Annotated in this window: 20 protein-coding genes, 2 tRNA genes and 1 pseudogene; 5 read left to right on the top strand and 18 right to left on the bottom strand. The window is 70.4% G+C overall.

All coding sequences use genetic code 11. The features are described from left to right. Positions 1 to 686 precede the first annotated feature (686 nt). From LDL48_RS29220 to LDL48_RS44710, 3 genes and pseudogenes are all read left to right on the top strand, one after another. Positions 687 to 1556, top strand: a complete 870-nt coding sequence (locus tag LDL48_RS29220; protein ID WP_225258541.1) for a replication-relaxation family protein — start codon at positions 687 to 689, stop codon at positions 1554 to 1556. A gap of 174 nt (positions 1557 to 1730) precedes the next feature. Beyond that, positions 1731 to 1961, top strand: a complete 231-nt coding sequence (locus LDL48_RS29215; RefSeq protein ID WP_225258451.1) for a hypothetical protein — start codon at positions 1731 to 1733, stop codon at positions 1959 to 1961. Positions 1962 to 2233: 272 nt separating this feature from the next. Beyond that, positions 2234 to 3112: pseudogene (locus tag LDL48_RS44710) on the top strand (recombinase family protein); the annotation flags it as partial. A gap of 484 nt (positions 3113 to 3596) precedes the next feature. Here the strand turns inward: LDL48_RS44710 and LDL48_RS29205 are convergent. Beyond that, positions 3597 to 3673: transfer RNA gene (locus tag LDL48_RS29205), tRNA-Ile, on the bottom strand. A 140-nt stretch (positions 3674 to 3813) separates the two neighbouring features. Between LDL48_RS29205 and LDL48_RS29200 the strand changes: the two genes are divergently transcribed. Continuing rightward, the gene (locus LDL48_RS29200; protein ID WP_225258450.1) at positions 3814 to 4680 is read left to right on the top strand and encodes an SMP-30/gluconolactonase/LRE family protein; all 867 of its coding nucleotides are present in this window, start codon (positions 3814 to 3816) and stop codon (positions 4678 to 4680) included. Between the two features lie 62 nt (positions 4681 to 4742). On the opposite strand, the gene LDL48_RS29195 is transcribed toward LDL48_RS29200, so the two are convergent. The 3 genes from LDL48_RS29195 to LDL48_RS29185 form a co-directional block, all read right to left on the bottom strand. After that, positions 4743 to 6005, bottom strand: a complete 1263-nt coding sequence (locus LDL48_RS29195; protein WP_225258449.1) for an NAD(P)/FAD-dependent oxidoreductase — start codon at positions 6003 to 6005, stop codon at positions 4743 to 4745. Positions 6006 to 6100: 95 nt separating this feature from the next. Continuing rightward, a complete protein-coding gene (locus LDL48_RS29190; RefSeq protein ID WP_225258448.1) occupies positions 6101 to 6811 on the bottom strand; it encodes a hypothetical protein in 711 nt (236 codons plus the stop codon). Between the two features lie 130 nt (positions 6812 to 6941). Then, positions 6942 to 7014, bottom strand: a tRNA-Asn gene (locus tag LDL48_RS29185). Positions 7015 to 7220: 206 nt separating this feature from the next. On the opposite strand from LDL48_RS29185, the gene LDL48_RS29180 reads away from it, so the two are divergent. Next, complete coding sequence (locus tag LDL48_RS29180; protein WP_225258447.1) at positions 7221 to 7535, top strand: hypothetical protein; 315 nt, start codon at positions 7221 to 7223, stop codon at positions 7533 to 7535. A gap of 57 nt (positions 7536 to 7592) precedes the next feature. Here the strand turns inward: LDL48_RS29180 and LDL48_RS29175 are convergent, their stop codons facing one another. The 14 genes from LDL48_RS29175 to dnaG form a co-directional block, all read right to left on the bottom strand. After that, positions 7593 to 8600, bottom strand: coding sequence for a sugar phosphate isomerase/epimerase family protein (locus LDL48_RS29175; protein ID WP_225258446.1), 1008 nt, complete (start codon positions 8598 to 8600; stop codon positions 7593 to 7595). A 370-nt stretch (positions 8601 to 8970) separates the two neighbouring features. Continuing rightward, entirely contained in the window at positions 8971 to 10155 is a 1185-nt protein-coding gene (gene eboE / locus LDL48_RS29170; RefSeq protein ID WP_225258445.1) for a metabolite traffic protein EboE, read from the bottom strand. A 168-nt stretch (positions 10156 to 10323) separates the two neighbouring features. Further along, positions 10324 to 10494: a hypothetical protein gene (locus LDL48_RS29165; RefSeq protein WP_225258444.1), complete on the bottom strand. Its 171-nt coding sequence runs from the start codon at positions 10492 to 10494 to the stop codon at positions 10324 to 10326. A gap of 246 nt (positions 10495 to 10740) precedes the next feature. Then, positions 10741 to 11922: a Gfo/Idh/MocA family protein gene (locus LDL48_RS29160; RefSeq protein WP_225258443.1), complete on the bottom strand. Its 1182-nt coding sequence runs from the start codon at positions 11920 to 11922 to the stop codon at positions 10741 to 10743. A 30-nt stretch (positions 11923 to 11952) separates the two neighbouring features. Beyond that, positions 11953 to 12999 carry a substrate-binding domain-containing protein gene (locus LDL48_RS29155; RefSeq protein ID WP_225258442.1) on the bottom strand — a complete coding sequence of 349 codons (1047 nt, stop codon included), beginning with the start codon at positions 12997 to 12999 and terminating at the stop codon, positions 11953 to 11955. Positions 13000 to 13060: 61 nt separating this feature from the next. Then, on the bottom strand, positions 13061 to 14116 hold the full coding sequence (locus tag LDL48_RS29150; protein WP_225258441.1) for an ABC transporter permease: 1056 nt from the start codon (positions 14114 to 14116) through the stop codon (positions 13061 to 13063). Further along, on the bottom strand, positions 14113 to 15678 hold the full coding sequence (locus LDL48_RS29145; protein ID WP_225258440.1) for a sugar ABC transporter ATP-binding protein: 1566 nt from the start codon (positions 15676 to 15678) through the stop codon (positions 14113 to 14115). The genes LDL48_RS29150 and LDL48_RS29145 overlap by 4 nt, the downstream gene beginning before the upstream one ends. A 333-nt stretch (positions 15679 to 16011) precedes the next feature. Beyond that, positions 16012 to 17190, bottom strand: a complete 1179-nt coding sequence (locus LDL48_RS29140) for an ROK family transcriptional regulator (protein ID WP_225258439.1) — start codon at positions 17188 to 17190, stop codon at positions 16012 to 16014. Between the two features lie 531 nt (positions 17191 to 17721). After that, on the bottom strand, positions 17722 to 18783 hold the full coding sequence (locus LDL48_RS29135; RefSeq protein ID WP_225258438.1) for a YihY/virulence factor BrkB family protein: 1062 nt from the start codon (positions 18781 to 18783) through the stop codon (positions 17722 to 17724). Positions 18784 to 18954: 171 nt separating this feature from the next. Then, positions 18955 to 19764 carry an ABC transporter permease gene (locus tag LDL48_RS29130; RefSeq protein ID WP_225258437.1) on the bottom strand — a complete coding sequence of 270 codons (810 nt, stop codon included), beginning with the start codon at positions 19762 to 19764 and terminating at the stop codon, positions 18955 to 18957. Positions 19765 to 19773: 9 nt separating this feature from the next. Then, positions 19774 to 20523, bottom strand: a complete 750-nt coding sequence (locus LDL48_RS29125) for an ABC transporter permease (protein WP_225258436.1) — start codon at positions 20521 to 20523, stop codon at positions 19774 to 19776. Next, complete coding sequence (locus LDL48_RS29120) at positions 20523 to 21443, bottom strand: ABC transporter ATP-binding protein (RefSeq protein WP_225258435.1); 921 nt, start codon at positions 21441 to 21443, stop codon at positions 20523 to 20525. The genes LDL48_RS29125 and LDL48_RS29120 overlap by 1 nt, the downstream gene beginning before the upstream one ends. Positions 21444 to 21474: 31 nt before the next feature. After that, positions 21475 to 21996 (bottom strand): hypothetical protein, encoded by a 522-nt coding sequence (locus tag LDL48_RS29115; RefSeq protein ID WP_225258434.1) that lies wholly within the window; start codon positions 21994 to 21996, stop codon positions 21475 to 21477. Continuing rightward, on the bottom strand, positions 21993 to 23840 hold the full coding sequence (gene dnaG / locus LDL48_RS29110) for a DNA primase (RefSeq protein WP_225258433.1): 1848 nt from the start codon (positions 23838 to 23840) through the stop codon (positions 21993 to 21995). Before dnaG ends, LDL48_RS29115 begins: the two co-directional genes overlap by 4 nt. Positions 23841 to 23854 lie beyond the last annotated feature (14 nt).

The following is a 23854-nucleotide window of genomic DNA, read 5'->3' as shown; positions in this document are numbered from 1 at the left end:
GTTGGGGCCGGTTGGGCTTCTCCTGATGGTGTATCCCGTGTGGCCGGTTGCCCGTCCGCTGGGACCCGTGCCTATGCAGCCTTAAGTGAGCAAGCCGGTTCACGGGTCTGAGGACTGTGGGCAGCCGGTTGGCATCGGGCGGCTCCGGTGATCGGGCGGACCCCGAATCAGGTATCCACACCGGTGAGTTGAGCCCCGGTGTCCGGCACGCCGGATGCGTGCGCTGCGGCCCGGTAGAGCCCCGTGGTGGCGCGTGTCTGCGTGGCCGGCGCCTTGCTCCTCACGGCCAAATCGAACTGCTCTGGTCACGCCGGTTGCGGCGTGCTCCGGTGGCGTTGATGTCGGCCGTTGCCGTCCGTCGCTGCCGCTGGAGTAGTTGATGATCTCGGATCGTGTCTGTCACCGGCACCTTGCTGGTCACCGGAACTCGGTTGTTTCCGCCGTCCTGCTGGATATCCCGGCGGGAGTGCGGTTGGGTGTCCTGCTTGATCGGGACCCCCAAGAGGACGTGCTGTTGGGCCTGACAGCGCAGCACACGACCGCTGTCAGAACTTGCAGCGCCGCTACGACTGATCCCTTCCTGGGGATCCCCCGGTGGGGAAGACGCCGCAACGCCGATAGCCAGGGCGGCCCCCATGGGTGAGTCGATCATGAGGGTGCAGGCCGGGTTGACCCAGCGGGATCTGGTGCTGTTGGGCTGGCTGGCCGATCACGGCGTGCTGACGACCGAACAGATCGCCGCCGGGTTGTTTCCGTCGGTCAACTTCGCCCAGCGCCGTCTGCGGGAGTTGATGAGCAAGCAGCTGATTGACCGGTTCCGACCGCAGCGCCCGGACGGCGGCTCGTATCCGTATCACTGGGTGCTCGCTCAACTCGGCTCCGACGTGATGGCCAGTCAGCGCGGCGAACCGATGCCGCGTCGGGACCATGCCCGGTTGCGGCGGTGGCATCTGACCAGCCGGGCCAACCTGCCGCATCTGTTGGGTGTCAACGAATTCTTCACCCAACTGGCCGCCCACGCCCGAACCCACCCAGGCGCCGCATTGAGCCGGTGGTGGTCGGCTGCGCGCTGTCAGCAGGCCGGTGCCTTCACCGGCCACGTTCGCTCCGGCGGCCGGGTAGACGGGACTGCCCTGGCATACCGGCCGACAGTCCGCCCGGACGGGCACGGCATCTTCACCGACCAGGGCGCCTCGACGGCGTTCTTCCTGGAGTACGACACCGGCACCGAACCGCTGAGCCGCCTGGTGGGCAAGGTCGGCGGCTACCACGACCTCGCTCGGGTCACCGGTCGGCTGTGGCCGGTGCTGTTCTGGCTGCCCGGTCCGGCCCGTGAACGCCACCTGCACGACGCACTCAACAGCGCCCGGACCGGCTACCCCACCGCCACCGCGGTACACGGTCACAGCGGCCGCGCCCCGGCCACTGACCATCGGGTCGAAGAGCCCGGTCACCCTGCAGGGCCGGTGTGGTGGCTGCACCAGCACCGCGGTGGTGCCCTGACCTTGGCCGAACTCAGCACGGCCATCACCGACCTCGCGCGAGATGCCGCATGAACCCGTACCCGCACACACCGGAGCACGGATCGGCCCCAGGCTGCCGGTCGCCACCTCGGGCGTCCGGCAGCGCTGACCCGCACACACCCCACAACAACGCAACGAAAGGAGGGTGGGGCCAAATGTGCACCAGCTATTTGGCGGCGAAGAGAATACAGCTCCTTGTGGAGGCCCATGGGCAGCGACCCCCATAGCAACCCCGATTCCGGGTATCATGAAATCAGCAGTCACACCCGCCGAAAAACTACCAGGCGCGGCCAATCCGCTATCACCGACATCACCATCGGGCACATTGAAACGGTCACCATGACCGACACCGAGTACGCCGACGCCGTGGAAACACTCGCTGTGCTCATCGCCCGCTACGAACGGCACCATCATGAACAACCCGGCACCGCCGCATAACTCGACAGGACGATTCAGTGCCGGTGGCGGCCACCAATCCTGCGCCGCCACCGGCCACTCCCCGAAAGAAGGGAGCACACCACATGGCAGCGACCACGCCCCGGGCAAGACGTCGCCGGCCCCGAACCGGACTCGGTGACACACCGGCCGGTAACCGCCGCATCGCCGTCTACGTGCGGCGATCCACGGACGACGAACACCAGCCGTTCTCCATCGACGCCCAGATCACCGCCCTCACGTCCTACATCAACTCCCAGCCCGGCTAGGTAGCACTGCCCGAACCGTCCTCCGACGACGCGTCCGGAGCGACCACCGACCGGCCCGGCCTGCAACGTGCGTTACGCGCCGCGAAAGCGGGACGCTTCGACGTCCTGCTGGTCTACCGCGTCGACCGGTTCACCCGCCGACTCTCCGACCTACTCGGCCTGCTCACCGAACTCGACAACGCCGGAGTCGCGTTCGTATCCGCCACCGAACCCTTCGACACGTCGACCTCCATCGGCAGAATGCTTGTTCAACTGCTGGGAGTATTCGCCGAATTCGAGAGGGAAACTATTATCGACCGCGTCGTCAACGGAATGAACGCCAAAGCAGCGAAAGGTAAATGGCCCGGCGGTCACCGCCCCTACGGCTACCGAGTCGAACCGCAGGCACAAAAGCTCGTCCCCCATGAAACCGAAGCGCCGATCCTGCGCGAAATCGTCCACCTCTACGTCAACCAGCGACTCGGCACCCGCGCCATCGCCGACACACTCAACCGGCGCGAAATCGGAAACCGCCAAGGCAAGAAATGGTCCGGCATGACGATCGGCCGCATCCTCGACAACCCCGCCTACACCGGCGACATCGTCTACGGCGACGTGCACGTCACCAGCGCCCACGAAGCCCTCATCGACGCCGACACCTGGCGCCGCGTCCGCGACATCGCCGAAGCCCGTACCGACGCCCACCACCAGCGAACCATGAGCGACTCCGACTACCACCTCACCGGCCTGATCACCTGCCCCCACTGCGGGAACAAGTACATCGGCACCTCAGCCAAGGGCCGCAACCGGCTTTACCGGTACTACACCTGCTACTCCCGCGTCCGGTACGGCGCCCACGGATGCGACGCCCCACGCCTCGACGCGACCGCCATGGACGCCGCCACTCTGCAAGCGCTCTACGACTTCTACCGCAACGCCGACCGGCTCATCGCCGACGCCATCACCCGCGCCCAACACCACCACCGCACCGCCAACGCCGACCGGCGCGGCGAACTCGACGCCATCGAAACCACCATCACCGCCAAGACAGCAGCGAGGAACCGCTACCGGGCCGCGTTCGAGAACGGGACCATGGACGAAGCCGACGCCGGAACCCGGCTACGCGAACTGCGCACCGAAATCGACGCGCTCACCGTCCGGCGGGACGAGATCGCCGACGCCATCGAAGACGAACCGGTCGCGCCGTCGCCCGCCACGCTCGACCGCATCCGCGACCACCTGGCACACGTCATCACGGCCGGCAGCTCAGCCGAGCGGAAGGCCACCATCGAGCAACCGATCGCGGAAATCCGGATCACCGAGGACGACCAAGTCATCCCAGTGTTCAAGGTCCCCGGCCCCGACGACGCGGTTCGCGCAATGCCAAGGTTGGTGGGGCGGGCGGGACTCGAACCCGCGACCGAGGGATTATGAGTCCCCTGCTCTAACCCGCTGAGCTACCGCCCCCGTACCGGCGGCGATCCTATCCCGCGGGTTCAACCCCCAGCCACTGAACTTCCCACCTCAGCGCGTCGCGCCCCTCCACCACCCGGCTCCCAGGAGCGGGCGAACGGTTAGAACCGCCCGGTGGTGGGGATCAGCGTGCCATGACCGACCTCAGCGTACTGACTCCGGACCGGCTCGAACTGGGCGAAGGCTCCCGCTGGGTGGGTGACCGGGTGGTCCTGGTGGACATCCCGGCGGGGCGGCTGTTCAGCACGCCGGTGGAGGGGCCGGGAGCGCTGACCGAGGTGGCCCGGCTCTCCGAGCCGCTGGCGGCGGTCGCGCCGGTCGAGGACGGACGGTGGTTGGCCGCGGCGGGGACCGGCTTCGCCATGATCGCACCTGAGGGGGTACGCCGGGTTGCCGAGCCGGTGCCGGTGACCGGTAAGGCGTGGCGGATGAACGACGCGGTGGCGGATCCGGCGGGGCGGTTCTGGGCCGGCAGCATGGCCTGTGACCAGTCGCCGAAGGCGGGGGCGCTGTACCGCCTCGATCCGGACGGCCGGGTCCACACCGTTCTGCGCGATCTGACCATTGCGAACGGGCCGGCGTTCACCGCGGACGGGCGCACCATGTTCCTGTCCGACACACCTCTGGGGCATGTGGACCGCTTCGATGTGGAGCCGGCGTCCGGGGAGTTGAGCGGGCGGCGTCCGTTCCTGCGGTTCGATCCGGCGGAGGGTGCACCGGACGGGTTGACGATGGATGCGGACGGGTTTCTGTGGGTGGCGTTGTTCGGGGGCGGGGCGGTGCACCGGTACCGGCCGGACGGGGTGCTGGACCGGCGGGTGGCGGTGCCGGCGAAGCAGCCGACCAGTGTGTGCGTGGCCGGGTCGACGCTGGTGGTGACGAGCGGGCGCGGCGGTCTGGCGGACCCCGGGGCGGACGACGGCGCCGTCTTCGTCGGGCGGGCGGACGTCCAGGGCAGGCCGGCACTCCCGGTGCGGTGGACGGGGCCGGAGACCAGCTAGATCAGGGCGGGCGATCAGGGCAGGCCGGCACTCCCGGTGCGGTGGACGGAGCCGGAGACCAGCTAGATCAGGCTGGGCGCGCCCAGTGACGCCAGGACCGCCCCCGCGGTACGCCATCCGCCGGCCAGCGCGCCCTGGATCGACGGGCTGTCGCGGTGGTCGCCGGCGACGAACAGGCCGTTGCCGAGGTCCACCGCCTTGCGGAGCTGGCCCTGGGGTACCGGCGCGGCGGGCAGCGCCTGTGGGATGGCCACCACGCTGAGCAGGTCCCAGTCGTCGGTGGGTACGCCGTACATCCGGGCCAGTTCGACACGGACGACGGCCTCGGACGCGCCGGACGGGGCGGACACGCCGACGACGGACGCGGCGATCAGGCTCTTGCCGCCGGGGGCGTACTCGGGGGCGGCGTTGCTGAGCACGACGGTGTTCGCGACGATTTCCCGGCGGTCGCCGTCGAGCAGCAGCGTGGGCTCGTCGAGGGGCGCGTGGTCGGCGCCGAAGTAGAACGTGGTGAGGCCGTGCATGTCGGGGCGGGGCAGGCCGGGCAGCAGGTGCGCGCTGGTGGCCGGGTCGGTGGCGACGATCACGGCACGGCAGCGGATCTCGCCGCCCTCGGTGATCACCGTGCCGGGGGCCACGGACATGGTGCGGGCGCCGACCAGGAGCTGGGGGTACGGCAGGGGGCCGGCGACCGCGGCGGGCAGTGCGGCCATGCCGGCGGCGGGTACGCCGATGCGGCCCCGGGCGAACGAGCGCAGCACCATCGCCAGAACGTGGCTGGACGTGTCGAGTGAGCGGTCGGCGAACACCCCGGACAGGAAGGGCCGCAGCACCTCTTCGATGATCCGGTGCGACAGGCCGGCCTTGCGCAGCGCCTCCTGGGTGGTCATCTCGGGCGCGCCGAGCAGGCGGGCCGGCGGGTAGGTGGCGCAGCGGGTGGCGAGCGCCGCGAACTTGAGGCGGTCGGTGAACGTGCCGACGCCGGACGACAGGGTCTGCGGGGCGCCGAACGGGTCGCGCAGCGGGTTCTCCAGGCGGTGCAGTGCGCCGGCCCGGCGGACCAGGACACCGGACGTGAAGTACCGCATGTCGAGCGCGTCGACGTCGACCAGGGCGGGCACCCGGGGGTACGCGGTGTTGAGCACCTGGAAGCCGCGGTCCAGCCGCCAGCCGTCGACGACGTCGGTGGCGACCCGGCCACCGAGCCGGTCGGACGCCTCGACCAGCAGCCACTCCACTCCGGCCCGGTCGAGCCGCCGGGCAGCGGCCAGTCCGGCGAGTCCGCCGCCCACGATGACGACGTCCACCTCAACGGGCTGCGACACGGGCACCTCACCACGGGACGAACGACGCAGACCTCAGCCTAACGGCGCATCTGCGGAGAGGCGGCAGAAGAGGAAAGAAGAGTGTGACGGGACGGTCAGGCGGCGGGCCGCCACACCACGCTGACGTAGTGCCGGCGGGCGGCGGCGTAGAACGAGACGCTGCCGGTGCCGGCCGGATGCCGGAACAGGTGGCGGGTCATGCCGGTGGCCGCCAGGTAGGGGTGGGTGGCGTCGACCGCTTCCAGCTCGCAGCCGAACCGGTGCAGCACGGTCCGGTACTCGGCGAACGGCCGGGAGCGGCGCCAGGCCGCATGCTGCCAGGTGTCCTGAGTGGACTGCTGGGCGATGACGAGCGCCGCGCCGGCCGGCACCGGGAATCCCGGGGGGAACGCCGGTGGCAGGCCGCGCCCGTCCAGTTCGTCGAGGAAGTACGTCGGCTCGCCGAGGATGTGTGCCTCGGGGTCGTAGTCGAACGGTGGCTCGGGCGGGCGTACCGGGGTCAGCCGGCCGTCCGCCCCGGCCGCCTCCACGGCCCCGACGATCGCCGCGATCACCTGTGGGGCGTGGTCGGAGCGGTCCTGCAGGTCCAGATGCAGGGTGGGACCGTCGTCGCCGAGCAGGGCATCCACCCAGTTCGGCAGGGGTTCGCCGGGCTCGTCCGGATGCGGGATCGCGCGTACCGCGTCCGCCGCGTCGCGCAGCGCCGCCATCGCCGCCGCCTCGTCGCCGGAGCGCAGGGAGAAGACCCCCGCACCGGGCCGCTCCGCCAGATAGGCGATCAGGTCCGCGTCGTCTCGTTCCAGCACGGCGGGATTGTCACACGAACCGCACACGAACCGCCGTCCCGGAGTTCGACGGGAACGAGGTGATAGGTGAGGTCTGGTGTTATAACCATTAACGGACGCGCCCGATGTGCGCGTCTGACCTGCGGAAAAGCTCCCCCGATTGGACTCGAACCAATAACCTGCCGGTTAACAGCCGGCTGCTCTGCCAATTGAGCTACAGGGGATCACGGCGCCGGACCACCCGCGTCTGCGAGCCACCCGAGCGACCGGAACTACAGTACATGACCCGGCGCGCCGCGCGCACGGAGGGTGGACGACGCGCCGGAATGCGGCGACACCCGGACGAAACACGGGTGCGGGGAATGACGGAGCGGCAGTATGGGTATGCACTCCGACAGACGCACGCGCGTCACGAACGGAAGGAGCCGCCATGCGCGGAAAGCTCATGTTCATCAGTGGTCTCGCGGCGGGCTTCGTCCTGGGCAGCCGTGCCGGCCGGGAGAAGTACGAAGAGATCGCTGCCAACGCCCGCAAGGTGTGGGAGCACCCGACCGTGCAGGAAGCTGCCGGTGTCGCCCAGCAGCAGGCCAACAAGCTTTACTCCGAGGGCAAGGACAAGATCGGTTCGTCCAAGCTCGGCGAGAAGCTTTCCACGACGAGCAGCAGCAGCGACGACACGCTGACCGCGCCGACCGACTCGTTGGCCGGTTCGAACAGCAAGAGCAGCACCAGCACCACGTACTGATGCCGTCTCGCTGAAGGCCGCTCCGCATCCGTGGGGCGGCCTTCAGCGTGGGACGGGTCAGGAGGAGGACGAGAACGCGGCGTCGAACGCGGCGGACGGGGCGTCGAACGCCAGCCGGCGGACGAACTGCAACGCTTCCGGGGCGCCGACGAGGCGGTCCATGCCGGCGTCCTCCCACTCGATCGAGAGCGGTCCGGCGTACCCGATCGCATTGAGGGCCCGGAAGCAGTCCTCCCAGGGCACGTCGCCGTGGCCGGTGGACACGAAGTCCCAGCCGCGCCGCAGGTCGGCCCAGGGCAGGTGGGAGCTCATCCGGCCGCGGCGGCCGTCACCGGTGCGGACCTTCGCGTCCTTGCAGTCGACGTGGTAGATCCGGTCGGCGAACTCCAGGATGAAGTTGACCGGGTCCAGGTCCTGCCAGACGAAGTGCGACGGGTCCCAGTTCAGGCCGAACGCGGGCCGGTGCCCGATGGCGTCCAGGGTGCGGCGGGTGGTCCAGTAGTCGTACGCGATCTCGCTCGGATGCACCTCGTGCGCGAAGCGCACGCCCACCTCGTCGAACACGTCGAGGATCGGGTTCCACCGGTCGGCGAAGTCCTGGTAGCCGCGGTCGATCATGGCCGGGGGTACGGGCGGGAACATCGCGACCGTGTGCCAGATCGACGACCCGGTGAACCCGATGACCGTGTCGACGCCGAACTTGGCGGCGGCCCGGGCGGTGTCCTTCATGCGTTCGGCGGCGCGGGTGCGTACCCCCTCGGGGTCGCCGTCGCCCCAGACCGCGCCCGGCAGGATGTCCTTGTGCCGCTCGTCGATCGGATGGTCGCAGACCGCCTGGCCGGCCAGGTGGTTGGAGATCGCGAAGACCTGCAGGTTGTGCTTGGCCAGTTGGTCGCGCTTGCGCTGGACGTAGTCGTCCTCGGCGAGGGCCCGGTCCACCTCGAAGTGGTCGCCCCAGCAGGCGATCTCCAGCCCGTCGTAGCCCCACTCGGACGCCAGCCGGCAGACCTCGTCGAACGGCAGATCGGCCCACTGGCCGGTGAAGAGCGTAATGGGTCGCGCCATGTCATCTCCCTCGTCGTTCCCGGTGCATGCAGATGTGGCCGGTGAGGGAGGCCGGCCGGAGACGGCGCGGCGCGGCAGGCGGAGCGGCACGACCGGGTTTGCGCCTCCCGGGCGGGCCCACCCGTCGCGGCGGCACCTGCTCCGACTCTAGAGCCCGCCCCGCCACCACGAAACCCCGCAGCAGTCGCCGCCGGTGAGTTGTGGTGCGGTGCGGCGGCCGCGGGGTGTGCGGCCGGTGCAGCGTGCCGCAACTCAGCGGTTATCAGGCGACTGCCCGCGGAGCGAAGCGGAGCAGGTCAGCTCAGCCGCCGGTGAGTTGTGGTGCGGTGCGGCGGCCGCGGGGTGTGCGGCCGGTGCAGCGTGCCGCAACTCAGCGGTTATCAGGCGACTGCCCGCGGAGCGAAGCGGAGCAAGTCAGCTCAGGGGGCGACAGGCCGAGGTCGGCCAGCTCCCCCTTGGTGTACGCGAGCTCCGCCGCGATGCCGTCCGCGAGCGCCGCCGGGTCGGACGGCCGCCGGCCGGGCGCCCAGGCGTTGGCCTCCACGTCGAGGTACTCGGTGCCGGGCAGGTCACCGCCCATCAGGTGGCGCAGCGCGCCGCGCCACACCCCGGTGGTGGCGGTCGCCGGCGGGTCGGTCCGGCCGTGCAGGGGTACGTGGTACCGGATCCGCCACGGGCCGGGCGGCATGTCCTCGAGCGCCGCCGTGAGGTCGTCCACGTACGCGCCGGCCGGGTTGGTGACCTGGTGCTGGTGGCCGGGTTCGACGTACCCGCGCAGCTCCTCGGCGGCCCCGACCGGGTCGGCGACCTCGACCGCCGCGGCCAGCTGGACCCGGATCACCGAGATGCCGGCCGCGGTGAGCCGGTCCAGGGCGTCGGCCGGTTCCTCCCAGGTGCAGGCGAGGTTCGCCAGGTCGAGGCAGATCCCGACGCGGTCCTTGTCGACCCGTTGCAGCGCGTCGATGATCTCGTCGGTGGCGTCCAGCACGCAGCCGGGCTCGGGTTGCATGCCCACCCGGACCGCCCGGCCGGTCTGCCAGGCGACCTCGCCCAGCCCGGCGGAGAGCCGGCCCATCATCCGGGCGCAGGCCTTCTCCTTGGCGGTGTCCCAGCCGGCGCGCCGGCCCAGGCCCAGGGTGGTGACCGCGCCCCGGACGGCGTCCTCGGGCAGCAGGTCGACGAGGATGCGGGCGAGGTCCAGCGTGTACTCCAGCCGGGCCGGGTCGCTCCAGTCGGGTACGTGACGGTTGGTGTCGGAGGATTCCTCGCCGCCGCCCTCGGCGTACGGCACGCCGCTCAGCGTGACGACCTCGAGCCCGCGGGCGTCGAGTTCGGCACGCAGCCGGGTACGGGCGCGACCGTCCACAGCGAGGGCGGCGGCGAGGGTGGGCGGCAGCCAGAGGCTCACGCCGAGGGTGTCGACACCGAGCCGGGCGCGGATCGCGGTGGCGTAGGTGTCGAGTTGTTCGATCACGGCGGGCAGATTCCGCGCCGGATGGACGTTGATGCCATGGCTGAGGTGGACGATTCGGCCGGAATGGTGGCGCAGCCGCATCAGAACCCTCCCTGGACCGGTGCACTGGTGCAGGTGCACGTGCAGACGCCCGTGCTCGCGGTTCCAGTATGGACCAAGTGGACGTCGATCTTCGACGCACGCGTGGCGGAGCGATGCGTTGCCATGACGCCTCCATCCGTGGGGGTTATCTGCCCCCGGATACGAGACTCAACCGCACACCGGATCAGCGGCGTACCGGCCGTGCGACGCCGTGACCGGCGCGGACATGATCCGCTCCGGTTCAATCGATCTATGTTTACCGATGTCCGCGCCCCTGGTGAGCTGCTCCGGGAAGCCTCGCAAGGCCCGTCGACCGGCCACGTTGGACATCGTGATCATGCACTATGTGCATCTTCGGGCATGTACCAAACGATCACACGTACGCCTGCACGTGCCGATGATCCATGCACGGTGGGTGGTACTGCGGCTACCCGGTCCGCCCGGAACCCCGGAGCGGGCCGGGCAGCCGCTCCCGTCGTACGCCCGCCGGCGCGGGGCGCAACCGCGCCGTCCCTCCGGGCGTACGACGACATCTACGACACTGGTGTTCCACTGGAGCGCTCCACTGGAACACCAGCGCTCGAACTACACGGCCGCCAGAGTGGACTCCACGTCGGTCCAGTTGCCGGAGGCGGCGGAGCGTTCCACCGCGTCCAGGACGAGCTGCACCTGCAGCGCGTCGGTGAACGACGGCGTGGGGTTCTGCTCGGTGCCGATGGCCTCGATGAGGTCGCGCACCTCGTGCGTGAACGAGTGCTCGTAGCCGATCAGGTGACCCGGCGGCCACCACGCCGCCATGTACGGGTGGTCCGGCTCGGTCACCAGGATCCGGGTGAAGCCCTGCTCCGCGGTGGGCCGGGTGGCGTCGTAGAACTCCAGCTCGTTCATCCGCTCGAAGTCGAACGCCACCGAGCCGAGCGAGCCGTTCAGCTCCACCCGCAGGCCGTTCTTGCGCCCGGTGGCGAACCGGGTGGCCTCGTACGTGGCCACCGCCCCCGAGTCGAGCCGGGCCAGGAACAGCGCGGCGTCGTCCACGGTGACCTCGCCGACGCCGTGCCCGTTGCCGGTGGCGGCCAGCCCGGCCGACTCCGACGGCAGCGGCCGCTCCTTGATGAACGTCTCGGTCAGCGCGCTCACCGAGGTGATCGACGAACCGGTGACGAACTGGGTGAGGTCGACGATGTGCGCACCGATGTCGCCCAGCGCCCCGGACCCGGCCACGTCCTTGCGGAGCCGCCAGACCAGCGGGAACTCCGGATCGACGATCCAGTCCTGCAGGTACACCGCCCGTACGTGGCGGACGGTGCCGATCCGTCCGGACTCCACCATCTGCCGCATCAGCGCCACGGCGGGCACCCGGCGGTAGTTGAAGCCGCACATCGCGCGTACCCCCCGGCTTTCCGCCTGGGTCGCGGCCGCGGCCATCTCCCGCGCCTCGGCCACCGTGTTGGCCAGCGGCTTCTCGCAGAGCACGTGCTTGCCGGCGGCGAGCGCGGCCAGCGCGATCTCGGCGTGCGTGTCTCCCGGCGTACAGATGTCGATCAGGTCGATGTCGTCCCGGGCGACCACCGCCCGCCAGTCCGTGGCGTGCGCGTCCCAGCCGTGCTGGGCGGCCGCAGCGGCGACTCCCGCGTCGCTGCGGCCGCAGACCACCGACATCTGTGCCGACAGCGGCAGGTCGAAGGCGTGGTTGACGGTACGCCACGCCTGAGAGTGCGCGGCGCCCATGAACGCGTAGCCGACCATGCCGACCCGCAGCTGCCTCATGGTGATCTCCTGTTCTCGTAAACCCGCTGGTCAGAAACCGAGCTTGGCGTACTTGGCGGCGTTTTCCTTGGTGATCGTCTCGGAGGCGAGGGTGATCTCCTTGGGCACCTGCAGCTCGACGAGGTCGGACATGCCCTTGCCCTGGCCGATCAGCCGGGCCAGCGAGATCGCCGACGACGCCATCGACGGGCTGTACGTGACGGTCGCCTTCAGCACGCTGTTGTCCGCCGTGATCGCGTCGATGGCCGCCTTCGAGCCGGCGCCGCCGACCATGAAGAACTCCTTGCGGTTCGCCTGGTTGACCGCGGCCAGCACGCCGATGCCCTGGTCGTCGTCGTGGTTCCAGACCGCGTCCATCTTCGGCAGCGCCTGCAACAGGTCGCTGGCCGCCCGTTGGCCGCTGTCCGCGGTGAACTCGGCCGGACGCCGGTTCGCCACGGTGAAACCGAACGTCGCCAGTGCCTGCTTGAAGCCGGCCGAGCGTTCCTGGGTCAGCTCGAGGGAGTCGATGCCGGGGATCTCGCCGATGATCGGCTTGGCCACGCCCTTGGCCTTGAGCTGCTCGCCGATGTAGGTGCCGGCGGCCACGCCCATGCCGAAGTTGTCGCCCTTGATCTGCAGCCGGTACGCCTTCGGGTCCGGGAAGGCCCGGTCCAGGTTGACCACCGGGATGCCGGCCTGCATGGCCTGCAGCCCGGCCGCGTTGAGCTCCTTGCCGTCGTGCGGCAGCAGCACGATGACGTTCGGCTTCTGCGCGATCAGTGTGGACAGCGCGGCCCGCTGGGCGGCCGCGTCCGCGCCCGCCTCGACGGACCGGAACTCCACGTCGGAGTACGCCTGGGCCTGCGCCTTGGCGTTGTTGGTGATGGCGGCGATCCAGCCGTGGTCCGCCGCGGGCGCGGAGAACCCGATGATGACCTTCTGCCCGGGCGCCGCGTTCGGGTTGGCCTCGGTGTCCTGATTGGTGTTGACCTGGGTGTTCTCGGCGGGGGTGTTGCTGGTGCACGCGGAGAGCAGCGCGCCGGCGCCGACCGCGGCGCCACCGAAGAGGACGCGGCGGCGATTCAAGTTGGTCATGATTGCTCCAGGGGTGACCCGGCGGCCGTCACCGGTCGCCTGTGATTTGTGGGGGGTTTGGTCAGCTGGTCTTTCGACCCAGGAGATTGCTGAGCGATTTGTAGCGGAACTGCTGGACCAGAACGGCGGCCACGATGATTCCGCCCTTGACCATGTTCTGGACCTCGGTGGAGAGGTTGTTGATCGCAAACAGGTTGGTGATGGTGGAGAACACCAGCACGCCGAAGAGCGCGCCGATGATGGTGCCGCGACCGCCGCTGAGCAGCGTGCCGCCGATGATCGCCGCGGCGATCGCGTCGAGTTCGTACAGGTTCGCCATCGCCGCCTGGGCGCTGGTCGCTTGAGAGGTGAGCATCAGGGCGGCGATGCCGCAGCACAGCCCGGACAACGCGTACAGAAACACGGTGTGCAGCTTGACGTTGATGCCGGCCAGCCGGGCCGCCTCCGGGTTGCCGCCGATCGCGACGGTGCGCCGGCCGAACGTGGTGCGGTTCAGCAGCACCCAGCCGGCCGCGACCACCAGCCCCAGGATGATCACCAGCAGCGGGATGCCGAGAATCTTCGTGGTGGCGATGCCGTTGATGGTGGAGTTCGTGGACACCTGCGTCTGCTTGCCGGAGATCTGCGCGGCGAGACCCCGCGCGGCCACCATCATCGCCAAGGTGGCGATGAAGGGCACGAGCCGGCCGTACGAGATGAGCACGCCGTTGATCAGTCCCACCGCGACACCGACCACGATGGCCGTGAAGATCATGCCGCCGGCGCCGTAGCTCTGCGTGGCGAGCGTGGTGGACCACACGCCGGCCACCGCGATGATCGCGCCGACCGACAGGTCGATGCCGCCGCCGATGATCACGAACGTCATGCCGACCGTGACCACGCCGATCGCGGACGCCTGCTGCAGGATCGTGAAGATGTTGTTGCGGACCCAGGTGGCGTCCCCGTACAGCTCCGGCCGGGTCACGATGCCGATGATCACCAGGACCACCAGTACGCCGACCAGCCCCAGGTTGCGGCGTACCGGTTCCGCGCTGTCGCTCTTCCACCAGCTCTGCCGGCGCTCCGGCTTCGGAGCCTCCGGTGATGGCGTCTGCTGCGCCACGACGGTGTCGGTCATGCGGGCTCCCCTTCCATCAGAGACCCCGCCATCACGAGATCTAGAACCGTGGCTTCGTCGATGTCGCCGGCCGGCGACTCGTGAATCAGATGGCCCTCGCGCATCACCAGGACGCGGTCGGCCAGGCCGAGTACCTCCGGCACCTCGCTGGACACCAGCAGCACTCCGACGCCGTCCGCGGCCAGGTCGTGGATGACCTGGTACAGCTCGGCGCGGGCGCCGACGTCCACGCCGCGGGTGGGCTCGTCGAGCAGCAGCAGCCGGGTCCGGCCGTCGCCGACCAGCCAGCGGCCCACCACCACCTTCTGCTGGTTGCCGCCGGACAGCGTGCGGACCGGCCGGGTCACGTCCCGCGGGCGCAGTTCCAGCGAGGCGGCGATCTTCTCGGCGGCGGCGCGCTCGTCGCCGGCCGCGGTGAAGCCACCCTTCGCGAACCGGGCGAACGACGACAACGTCATGTTCTTGAAGATCGGCTCGTCCAGCAGCAGCGCCTGACTCTTGCGCTCCTCCGGGGCCATGCCGATGCCGGCCCGCACCGCCGCGCCGACGGACGTGATCCGCTTGCCGTTCATGCGTACCGTGCCGTGGTCCGCCCGGCGGGCGCCGAAGATCGTCTCCAGCAGCTCGGAGCGACCGGAACCGACCAGCCCCGCGATGCCGACGATCTCACCGGCCCGCACCGAGAGCGTGGCGTCGGCGAACTCGCCCTCCCGGGTGAGGTTCTCCACCTGCAGCAGTGTCTCGGTGTCCCGCGGCTCGACCCTCGGCGGGAACACGTACTCGATGCTGCGCCCGGTCATCCGGTTGACCAGTTCGCGCGTCGGCGTGGTCCGGGCCGGCAGGTTCGCGGCGGTGGTCCGGCCGTCCTTCAGCACGGTCACCCGGTCGCCGATCTCCCGGATCTCCTCGAGCCGGTGCGAGATGTAGATGACCGCGATGCCGTGCGACGTGAGGTCCCGGATGATCCGGAACAGGTTGCCGACCTCGTCGTGGGCGAGCACGGCACTGGGCTCGTCCATGACGATCAGCTTGGCGTCGTGCGACAACGCGCGGGCCATGCTGACGATCTGCTTGCCGGCCGCGGGCAGCGAGCGCACCATGCGACGCGGCGGGATGTGCTCGTGGCCGAGACGGGCCAGGATCTCCCGGGTACGGCGGGCCATCTGACCGCGGCGGACGAACCCGGCGCGCCGATCCTCGTGGCCGAGGAACGCGTTCTCCGCCACCGAGAGGTCGTCGACCAGGTCGAGCTCCTGGTAGATGGTGGCGATGCCGGCCTTCATGGCGGCCTGCGGGTTGGCCGGTGCGAACGGCTGTCCCTGCCACACGATGGTGCCCTCGTCGGCGTGGTGCACGCCGGCCAGCACCTTGATCAGAGTGGACTTGCCGGCGCCGTTCTGGCCGAGCAGGCAGTGCACCTCGCCGGCACGGACCTCGAGCTGCACGCCGTCCAGGGCGCGCACGCCGGGGAACGTCTTCACCACGTCGGTGAGCTGCAGCACGACCTCGCCGGGGGGCGGTGAGTCCGTGTCGCTACGCGGCTGGGGCACGGTGGTCGTCATGGCGCCCGACTCCCTTCGGTGTCCGCTCTACTGTCGTCATTGCCGGCCCTGCCGACCTTGCCGGGTGCCACGCGGCCGGCGCCACTGTCGGCCATGCCGCGTTCCGTGCAACCGGCGCCGCTGCCGGCCATGCCGCGTTCCGTGCAACCGGCGCCGCTGCCGGCCATGCCGCGTTCCGTGCAACCGGCGCCGCTGCCGGCCTCACTTCGTTTCGCACCGCCGACGCCGCTGCCGGCCCTGCTGCTTGTCGCCCTGCCGGACCGGCCGGGCACCGCACCGGGCTCGGCGGCTCGCCAAGGCGCGTCCTCGCCCCGCGTCCGGTCGCCGGGGCGGTCATGACGCCTGCTCGAACGCGGTGTCGCTGGCCAGCACGGCGGCGCCGGAGACGCCGGCGCGACCGCCCAACTCGGACAGCACGACGGGCAGATTGCCGGTGGCCAGGGGCAGCGACCGGCGGTACACGATGCTGCGGATCTCGGCCAGCAGCACGTGCCCGAGCTGCGCCAACCCACCCCCGATAACGATCATCGACGGATTGGCGAAGCTGACCAGCGTGGCGAGCACGCCGCCGATTCGGCGGCCGCCGTCGCGGATCAGGCGGATGCAGGTCACGTCGCCCTCGGCGGCCCCCTCGGCCACGTCGCGGGCGCCGATCCCACCGTTCGCGGCGAGCCGCTCGGCCAGGGCCGGTGACTCACCGTTGCGTGCGGCGGCGATCGCGTCGCGCGCCAGGGCGGCACCGCTGAACAGCGCCTCGAGGCACCCGGTGTTGCCGCAGGAACAGACCGGACCGTGCGCGTCGACCTGGATGTGCCCGATGTCGCCGGCGCACCCGTCCACCCCGCGGTACACGTCCCCGGCAAGGTGGATGCCGCAGCCGATACCGGTGCCGATCTTGATGAAGAGGAAGTCGTCCACCGAGTGCGCGACCCCGCCGTGCCGTTCCCCGATCGCCATGATGTTGACGTCGTTGTCCACCACGGCCGGACATCCGTGTTCCCGGGCGAGCAGTTCACGCACCGGATAGCGGTCCCAACCGGGCATGATCGGCGGCGATACGGGCACGCCGTCCCGGTAGCTCACCGGCCCCGGCACACCGATGCCCACCGCGTCGAGCCGCTCGAACGCGCCGTCGGTGCGCGCCTTGTCGAGCAGTTCGTTGACCCGGTGCAGTATCGCCTTCGGGCCGGACCGGATGTCGGCCGTCTCCCGGTACGCCGCCACGGGTTCGAGCCGGCCGTTGGTGACCTCGATGTCGATGGAGCTGGCGCCCAGATCGACCGCCGCGAAGCGGAGCCGGGGGTGCAACTCGACCAGTGTGGACCGACGCCCGCCGCGCGAAGCGGCCATGCCGGCCTCCGCGATCAGGCCCGCCGCGACTAGTCTTTCCACTTCGGCGAGCAGCCGCGGACGGGTCAGCTCCAGGCGGTCACCAAGCTCCGCGCGGGACACCGGGCCCTCATCGCGGAGCAGGCGGAGCACCCGTAAATGGGGCGCATCGACGTCGTGCACGGACACCTCCGGAGCCGTTCACACCGCGGAAACGGCGCGGTGTCACGCCGGTCACACTAGGCCCCTTCCGGTCGCGCCGTCCATACCTTCCACGAGATCTATACCAACTTTCGTCTCCCCCGCCAAAAGTGTCCGACCGACCGATCCCGCTCCACCTCCCGCACGACCGACCTCGCCCCACCTCGCGCCGTTGCGGGAAGTCTCGTCTGTCCGGTTTTGGGCCCTCCCGCCTCCCCCGAAAGGACCGGCAAGCGGCGCCCGGCGTGGCGGGGAACGGGCGGGAGGTACCCGCCGGCTCGCCAAGAACTCCGCGAGTGGAACACCAGGGTCGTTATGAGCGCCCGATTACCACCCTGGCGTTCCACTAAGGCCCGCGGGAAGGCCGAGGGCCGGAAGCTTTCGTGCGCTAGATCATTGGCGGTCGGCTCGCGTGCTGGTGACGAGCGCGAGCCGGGACGAAACGGCGCTGGTGTACCACTGGAGCGCTCCAGTGGTACACCAGCGCCGGGACGGGACTGGGCGGGACCGGGGCTAGGCGCCGCCGAGGCCCTGTTCGCTGCCCTTCTTGAGCTTGCGGTCGTCGCGCAGCTGCAGGAACGGCTCCTCGTCGGCCGGGTGGCCCGCGGCGATGGCCCGGCCGCGTTCGAGTTCCGCGTCCAGTTCGGCGCCGAGCATGATGGCGATGTTGGAGATCCAGAGCCACACCAGGAACGCGATGACGCCGCCCAGGGTGCCGTACGTCTTGTTGTAGTCGGCGAAGTTGGCCAGGTACAGCGCGAACGCGCCGGAGGCCAGCAGCCACAGCACGACCGCGAAGATGCCGCCGGGGCTGACCCAGCGGAAGCCGCCGGTCTTGGCGTTCGGCGACGCCCAGTACAGGATCGCGAACATCAGGCTGACCAGGATCACCAGCACCGGCCACTTGGCGATGTTCCACGCCGTGACGGCCGCCGAGCCGAGGCCGATCGCGTCGCCGACCACCTGGGCCAGGTCGCCGGTGAAGACCACGATGACGGCGGACAGGATCAGCATGACGCCGATGATCGCGGTGACGCCGAGCCGGATCGGCAGCGTCTTCCAGATCGGGCGGCCCTCGGGCACGTCGTAGATGGCGTTGGAGGCGCGCATGAACGCGGCGATGTAGCCGGAGGCGGACCAGAACGCGGCGACGATACCGATGATCGCCGCGAGGCCCGCGGCGCCGGTGTCCTTGACCTGGCTGAGGACGGTGTTGACGAGGCTCTGGATCTGCTCGTTGGGCGCTACCTCGTTGACCGTGCTCTGCACCGTCTGCTGACCGTCGTTGCTCAGCATGCCGAGGATCGACACCAGCACCAGCACACCGGGGAAGATGGACAGCACCCCGTAGTACGTCAGGGCGGCCGCCCAGTCCGAGACGTTGTCCTCGGAGAACTGCTTGAACGTCCGCTTCAGCGCGGCGAAGACCCCCTTGCCCTTGAGGGACGCGGGGCTGTCCGGGCCGGCGTCGGGGCTTGGCGCGTCGAGATTCTTCGACTGGTCCTCACCGGTCTTGGTGGTGGTGACGTCGCGCGCCTCGTCGACCTTGTCGTCGTGTGCCTTGCCAAGCTTCATCGCGGGAAATCCCTCCGGGTGGTGCACCTGGGTCAGGTCCCGTCCGCACGGGCGCCCACGGGGGCAGCGCATGCGAAGTGTGACCAGCAGTAGTGATGCCCCTCACCGAACCGGTCTAACCCGATGGCACAGCCTTCTTCCAGCCCAGACGCAGGAAACGGCACGCCGCGCTCACTTGCACAGCTGCCGCTCCATCCGGCGGCCCGCCACGGTCAGACCGACCGCGAACACCGCCAGCAGATAGAGCACGTCGAGCACCTGCACCCAGCCGGCGCCGCCCAGCGTGATGCTCCGGATCAGGTCCACCGAGCGGTACAGCGGGGTCACCTCGACCACCCAGCGCAGCACCGGCGGGTAGTCCTGCGCCGGCACGAACGTCCCGGAGAACAGAAACAGCGCGAACTGGGCCGACGACAACAGGTCGAAGTCCTGCCAGCTGCGCATGAACGTGCTCACCGCCATGCCGATCCCGCCGAACGCGAACCCGACCAGCGCGGCCGCGAAGAAGGCCAGCACCGCGGCGCCCGCCGTGGTCAGGTCCATCACGACCATCACCACGAGGAACGCCGCCGCGTAGAGGTTGCCCCGGATCATCGCCCAGGCCAGCTCGCCCAGCGCGATCTCGATCGGCCGCACCGGGGTCGCCAGGATCCCGTCGTACAGCCGCATGAACTTCATCTTCCCGAAGAAGTTGAACGTGGTCTCCGACAGCGCGCCGGACATGGCGGACGCGGCCAGCATGGCCGGCGCCACGAACGTGGCGTACTCCACCACCCGGCCGTCCGGCAGCGTCAGGTCGCCGACCAGCGCGCCCACCCCGATGCCGATGGAGAACAGGTAGAGCACCGGCTCGATGAACCCGGCCAGCATGACCAGCCAGTACGCCGAACGCAGCGTGGCGGCGTTGCGCTCCACCATCGCCCCCGAACGCCGGCCGGCGCCCTCGAACGACACCAGACGCGGCAGGACCAGAGTGATCACGACGCCCCCTCAGACCACGAGCCGACGGCGGAACTGCCGGTACGCCAGCCACCAGCCGGCCGCCGCCCACGCCGCCAGATAGAGCACGTGCCCGGTCACCGGCCAGGCCGGCGCAGTGCCCAGCGTGGCGGCCCGGCTGAGGTCCACGCCGTGCCACAGCGGCAGCGCGTAGGCCACCCAGCGCAGCACCCCGGGCAGCGCCTCCACCGGGAAGAACACCCCGGAGAACAGTGACATCGGCACCATCCCGAGCCGGAACAGGATGGCCAGGTAGCTGTCGCTGTGCACGCTCGCCGCGTAGCCGAACGTGGGCGTCGCCACGGCCAGCCCGAGCAGCGCCGCGATCCCCAGCGTGGTGACCGCCCACCCGGAGTGCAGCGTGCCGAACGCCGCCGCGACGCCCAGGAAGGCCCCGGTGCTGACCACCGTCCGGAAGACCACGAACGCCAGGTGGCCGTCGAGGATGTCGACCACCCGCAACGGCGCGGCCGCCTGCGCGAAATACACCTTCATCCACTCGAAGTTGCCGAACACCGGCCAGCTCGAGTCGCCGATCGCCACCTGCATGGCGGTGGAGGCGATCAGGCCCGGCACCATCCAGTCCAGGTAGGGCACGCCCTGGACGCCGCCGTCCACGTAGGCCCCGACGCCGAGGCCGAAGCCCAGCATGGTGAGCAGCGGCAGCACGAACGAGGACAGCGCGCTGGACCGCCACGTGCGGCGGTAACCGACCAGGTGGTATTCCAGGACCGAGCGCATCAGTCCACCAGCGTCCGGCCGGTGAGGTGCAGGAACACGTCTTCCAGGCTGCTGCGCCGGACCAGCACGCTGGCCGGTTCCAGCGAGCGCCGGTGCACCTCGGCCACCGCGGCGTCGCCGTCGGAGACATAGAGCAGGATGCGGTCCGGCAGCACCTCGACGCGCTCCCCCAGGCCGGCCAGCTTGTCCGCGAAGACGTCCTGCGACTCGCCGTGGAACCGCAGCTCCACCACCTCGCGGGTGGAATAGCGCTCGATCAGCGCCCGCGGCGACCCCTCGGCCACGATCCGGCCGCCGTCCATCACCACCAGGCGGTCGCACAACTGCTCCGCCTCGTCCATGTAGTGGGTGGTCAGCACGAGCGTGACGCCCTGCTGCTTGAGCCGGAACAGCCGTTCCCACACCAGGTGCCGGGCCTGCGGATCCAGGCCCGTGGTGGGCTCGTCCAGCAGCACGATGTCGGGCTCGTTGACCATCGCGCGGGCGATGGTGAGCCGCCGCTTCATGCCGCCGGACAGCGGCTCCACCTTGCTGTCGGCCCGCTCGGTCAGCTGCACGAACTCCAGCAGCTCGTCGGCCCGCGACCGGGCCACCCGGCGCGGGATGCCGAAGAAGCGCGCGTAGGTGGTGAGGTTTTCCCGGACGGTCAACTCGATGTCGAGGTTGTCCAGCTGCGGGCAGACGCCCAGCCGGGCCCGGATCCGCGGGCCGTCGGTGCGCGGGTCCAGGTCGAGGATGCGCAGCACGCCATCGGTCGGCGGGGACACGCACCCGATCATCCGCATGGTCGAACTCTTGCCGGCCCCGTTCGGGCCGAGGAAGCCGAACGCCTCGCCGCGCTCCACGTCGACGTCGATGCCGTCGACCGCGGTGAAGTCGCCGAACCGCTTGACCAGCCCCCGAGCGTGGATGAGAGTCACGCCACGACCCTAGAGCCGGGGTACGACAAGCTCAGTCCGGCGGCGCCGTCACGGTCCGGGCCGCGGCCACCAGCTCGTCGGTGACCTGCACGATCGGCGCCTCCTCGACCGGCGTACCGGCGTCGTAGCGGACCGCCCAGCTCAGGCCGTCCCGACCGCTGACCCGCCGCCCGACCACCCGCACCCCGCCGGCCGGCAGCGCGTGGTGGGCGGTGTACGCCACCGAGCGGGTCACCCGGGACCGCACCTGGTCCGGCAGCTCGCCCGGCTCCAGCAGCAGGTACGTCAGCACCGGCGCGTCCACCAGCACGGCGTACCCGTCGCGCTGGTTCGCCACCTCGGCCGGGGTGATCCGCAGCTCCCGCCCGGACCAGGCCGCCTTGTGGATCTCGTGCCAGCCGAGCCGGTCCCGCTCCGGCAGCCACAGCCCCCGGGTGGTCGCCACCACCACCCGGGTGTCGTCGACGGCCGCCCAGGCCACGACGCGCTCGTCCGCCTCCAGCGCCGGGCGCAGGGCCGCGGGCAGCTTCGGTCGCCGCCTGAAGATCTTCACAGTCCACCTGCCGCTTGATCCCGCAACGCTCGCGCGTGCTGTTCCAGGGAGAAGAGTTCGCCCGCCAGGGCCAGGTACTCGTCCTTGTGCGCCACCGGATTCACCCGCTGCACCTTCGACTTCAGGTCCCGGATCCGGGTGGTGACCGCGCCCACCTGCAGACGGGCCAGCGTCACCTGCACGTACCGCAGATCGGCCTCGCCGTCGACGTGCAGCGGGTCCACCGCCAGCTCCCCGACCAGCGCCTTCGCGCCCAGGTCGGTGCACGCGTCGCGGACCGCCTCGATCCACACCGCCCCGCCGGTGGCCGCGGTGGTGCCTCCGGCCGCGGCGATCGCCGCCCGGACCTCCTGGAAGACCGGATGACCGTACGTCTCCGGGCCGAGCGCGTCGAACATCGGCCCGGCCAGCACCGGCAGCTGCAGCGCCAGCTTCAGCGCCTCCCGCTCGACCAGGCGCTGCGGGCTGTCCGCGGGCTGCGCCGGCACCCGCTGCGCCGGCCGGGAGTCGGTGCCGCCGCCGGCCGCGGCCACCGCCCGCTGCACCGGCTCGATGTCCATGCCGAGGTCGCCGGCGAGCTTGCGGGCGTACTCCGGACGCTTCTCCCGGTCTTTGATCTTGGCCACCAGCGGCGCCGCGCGGCGCATCGCCTCCACCCGCCCCTCGACCGTGTCCAGGTCGAAGCGGGACAGCACCTGGCGCAGCGCGAAGTCCACCAGCGGCTCCCGGCGCGCCACCAGGTCACGCACGGCCAGGTCGCCCTTGGCCAGGCGCAGCTCGCACGGGTCCATGTTGTCCGGGCTGACCGCGATGAAGGTACGCCCGACGAAGCGCTGATCCTCCTCGAACGCCCGCAGCGCCGCCTTCTGCCCGGCCGCGTCCCCGTCGAACGTGAAAATGATCTCCCCGGCGAAGCTGTCCGAGTCCATCAGCAGCCGCCGCAGCACCCCGATGTGGTCCGCGCCGAACGCGGTGCCGCACGTGGCCACCGCGGTCGGCACGCCCGCCTCGTGACAGGCCATCACGTCGGTGTACCCCTCGACGATCACCGCCTGCCCCTGCTTGGCGATCTCCCGCTTGGCGTGGTCGATGCCGTACAGCACGTGGGACTTCTTGTAGAGCGGCGACTCCGGCGTGTTGAGGTACTTCGGCCCGTCGTCGTCCTCGAACAGCTTCCGCGCGCCGAACCCGATCACGTCGCCGCCCAGGTCCCGGATCGGCCACACCAGGCGGCGCCGGAACCGGTCGATCAGCGAACCCGACCGGGCCGGCTTGGCCAGCCCCGCCGAGGTCAGCTCGTCCGCGGTGAACCCCTTCTGCCGCAGGTGCTTGGTGAGCAGGTCCCAGCCGTCCGGGGCGAAGCCGCAGCCGTACCGTTCGGCGGAGTCCCGGCCGAAGCCGCGCTGGGCCAGGAACTCCCGGGCCTTGCGGGCGCCCGACGTGGTCAGCTGGTCGCGGTAGAACTCGGTGGCGGCGGCGTGCGCGGCGATCAGGCGCTGCTTCTGGCCGACCGGCTGGCGCGGCGCGGGGGTGCCACCGGTCTCCTCGTAGCGCAGTTGGAGGCCGGCCCGTCCGGCGAGCCGTTCCACCGACTCGATGAACGTCAGGTGCTCCGCGTCCATCAAAAACTTGATCGCGTCGCCGCCCGCGCCACAGCCATGGCAAAAGTAGACATTTCGGGCAGGCGACACCGTGAAGGACGGGGTCTTCTCGTCGTGGAACGGGCACAGGCCCTTCAGGTTGCCGCCGCCCGCGGAGCGGAGCGTGACGGTCTCGCTGATCACGTCGGCGATGGAGGTGCGGTCGCGGACCAGCGCGATGTCCTCGTCCTTGACCCTGGCCACCGGTACATCCTGCC

It is taken from the genome of Jidongwangia harbinensis (assembly GCF_020216025.1).
In the GTDB taxonomy this organism is placed as follows: domain Bacteria; phylum Actinomycetota; class Actinomycetes; order Mycobacteriales; family Micromonosporaceae; genus Actinoplanes; species Actinoplanes harbinensis.
This window is presented reverse-complemented; position numbering and strand designations above follow the sequence as displayed.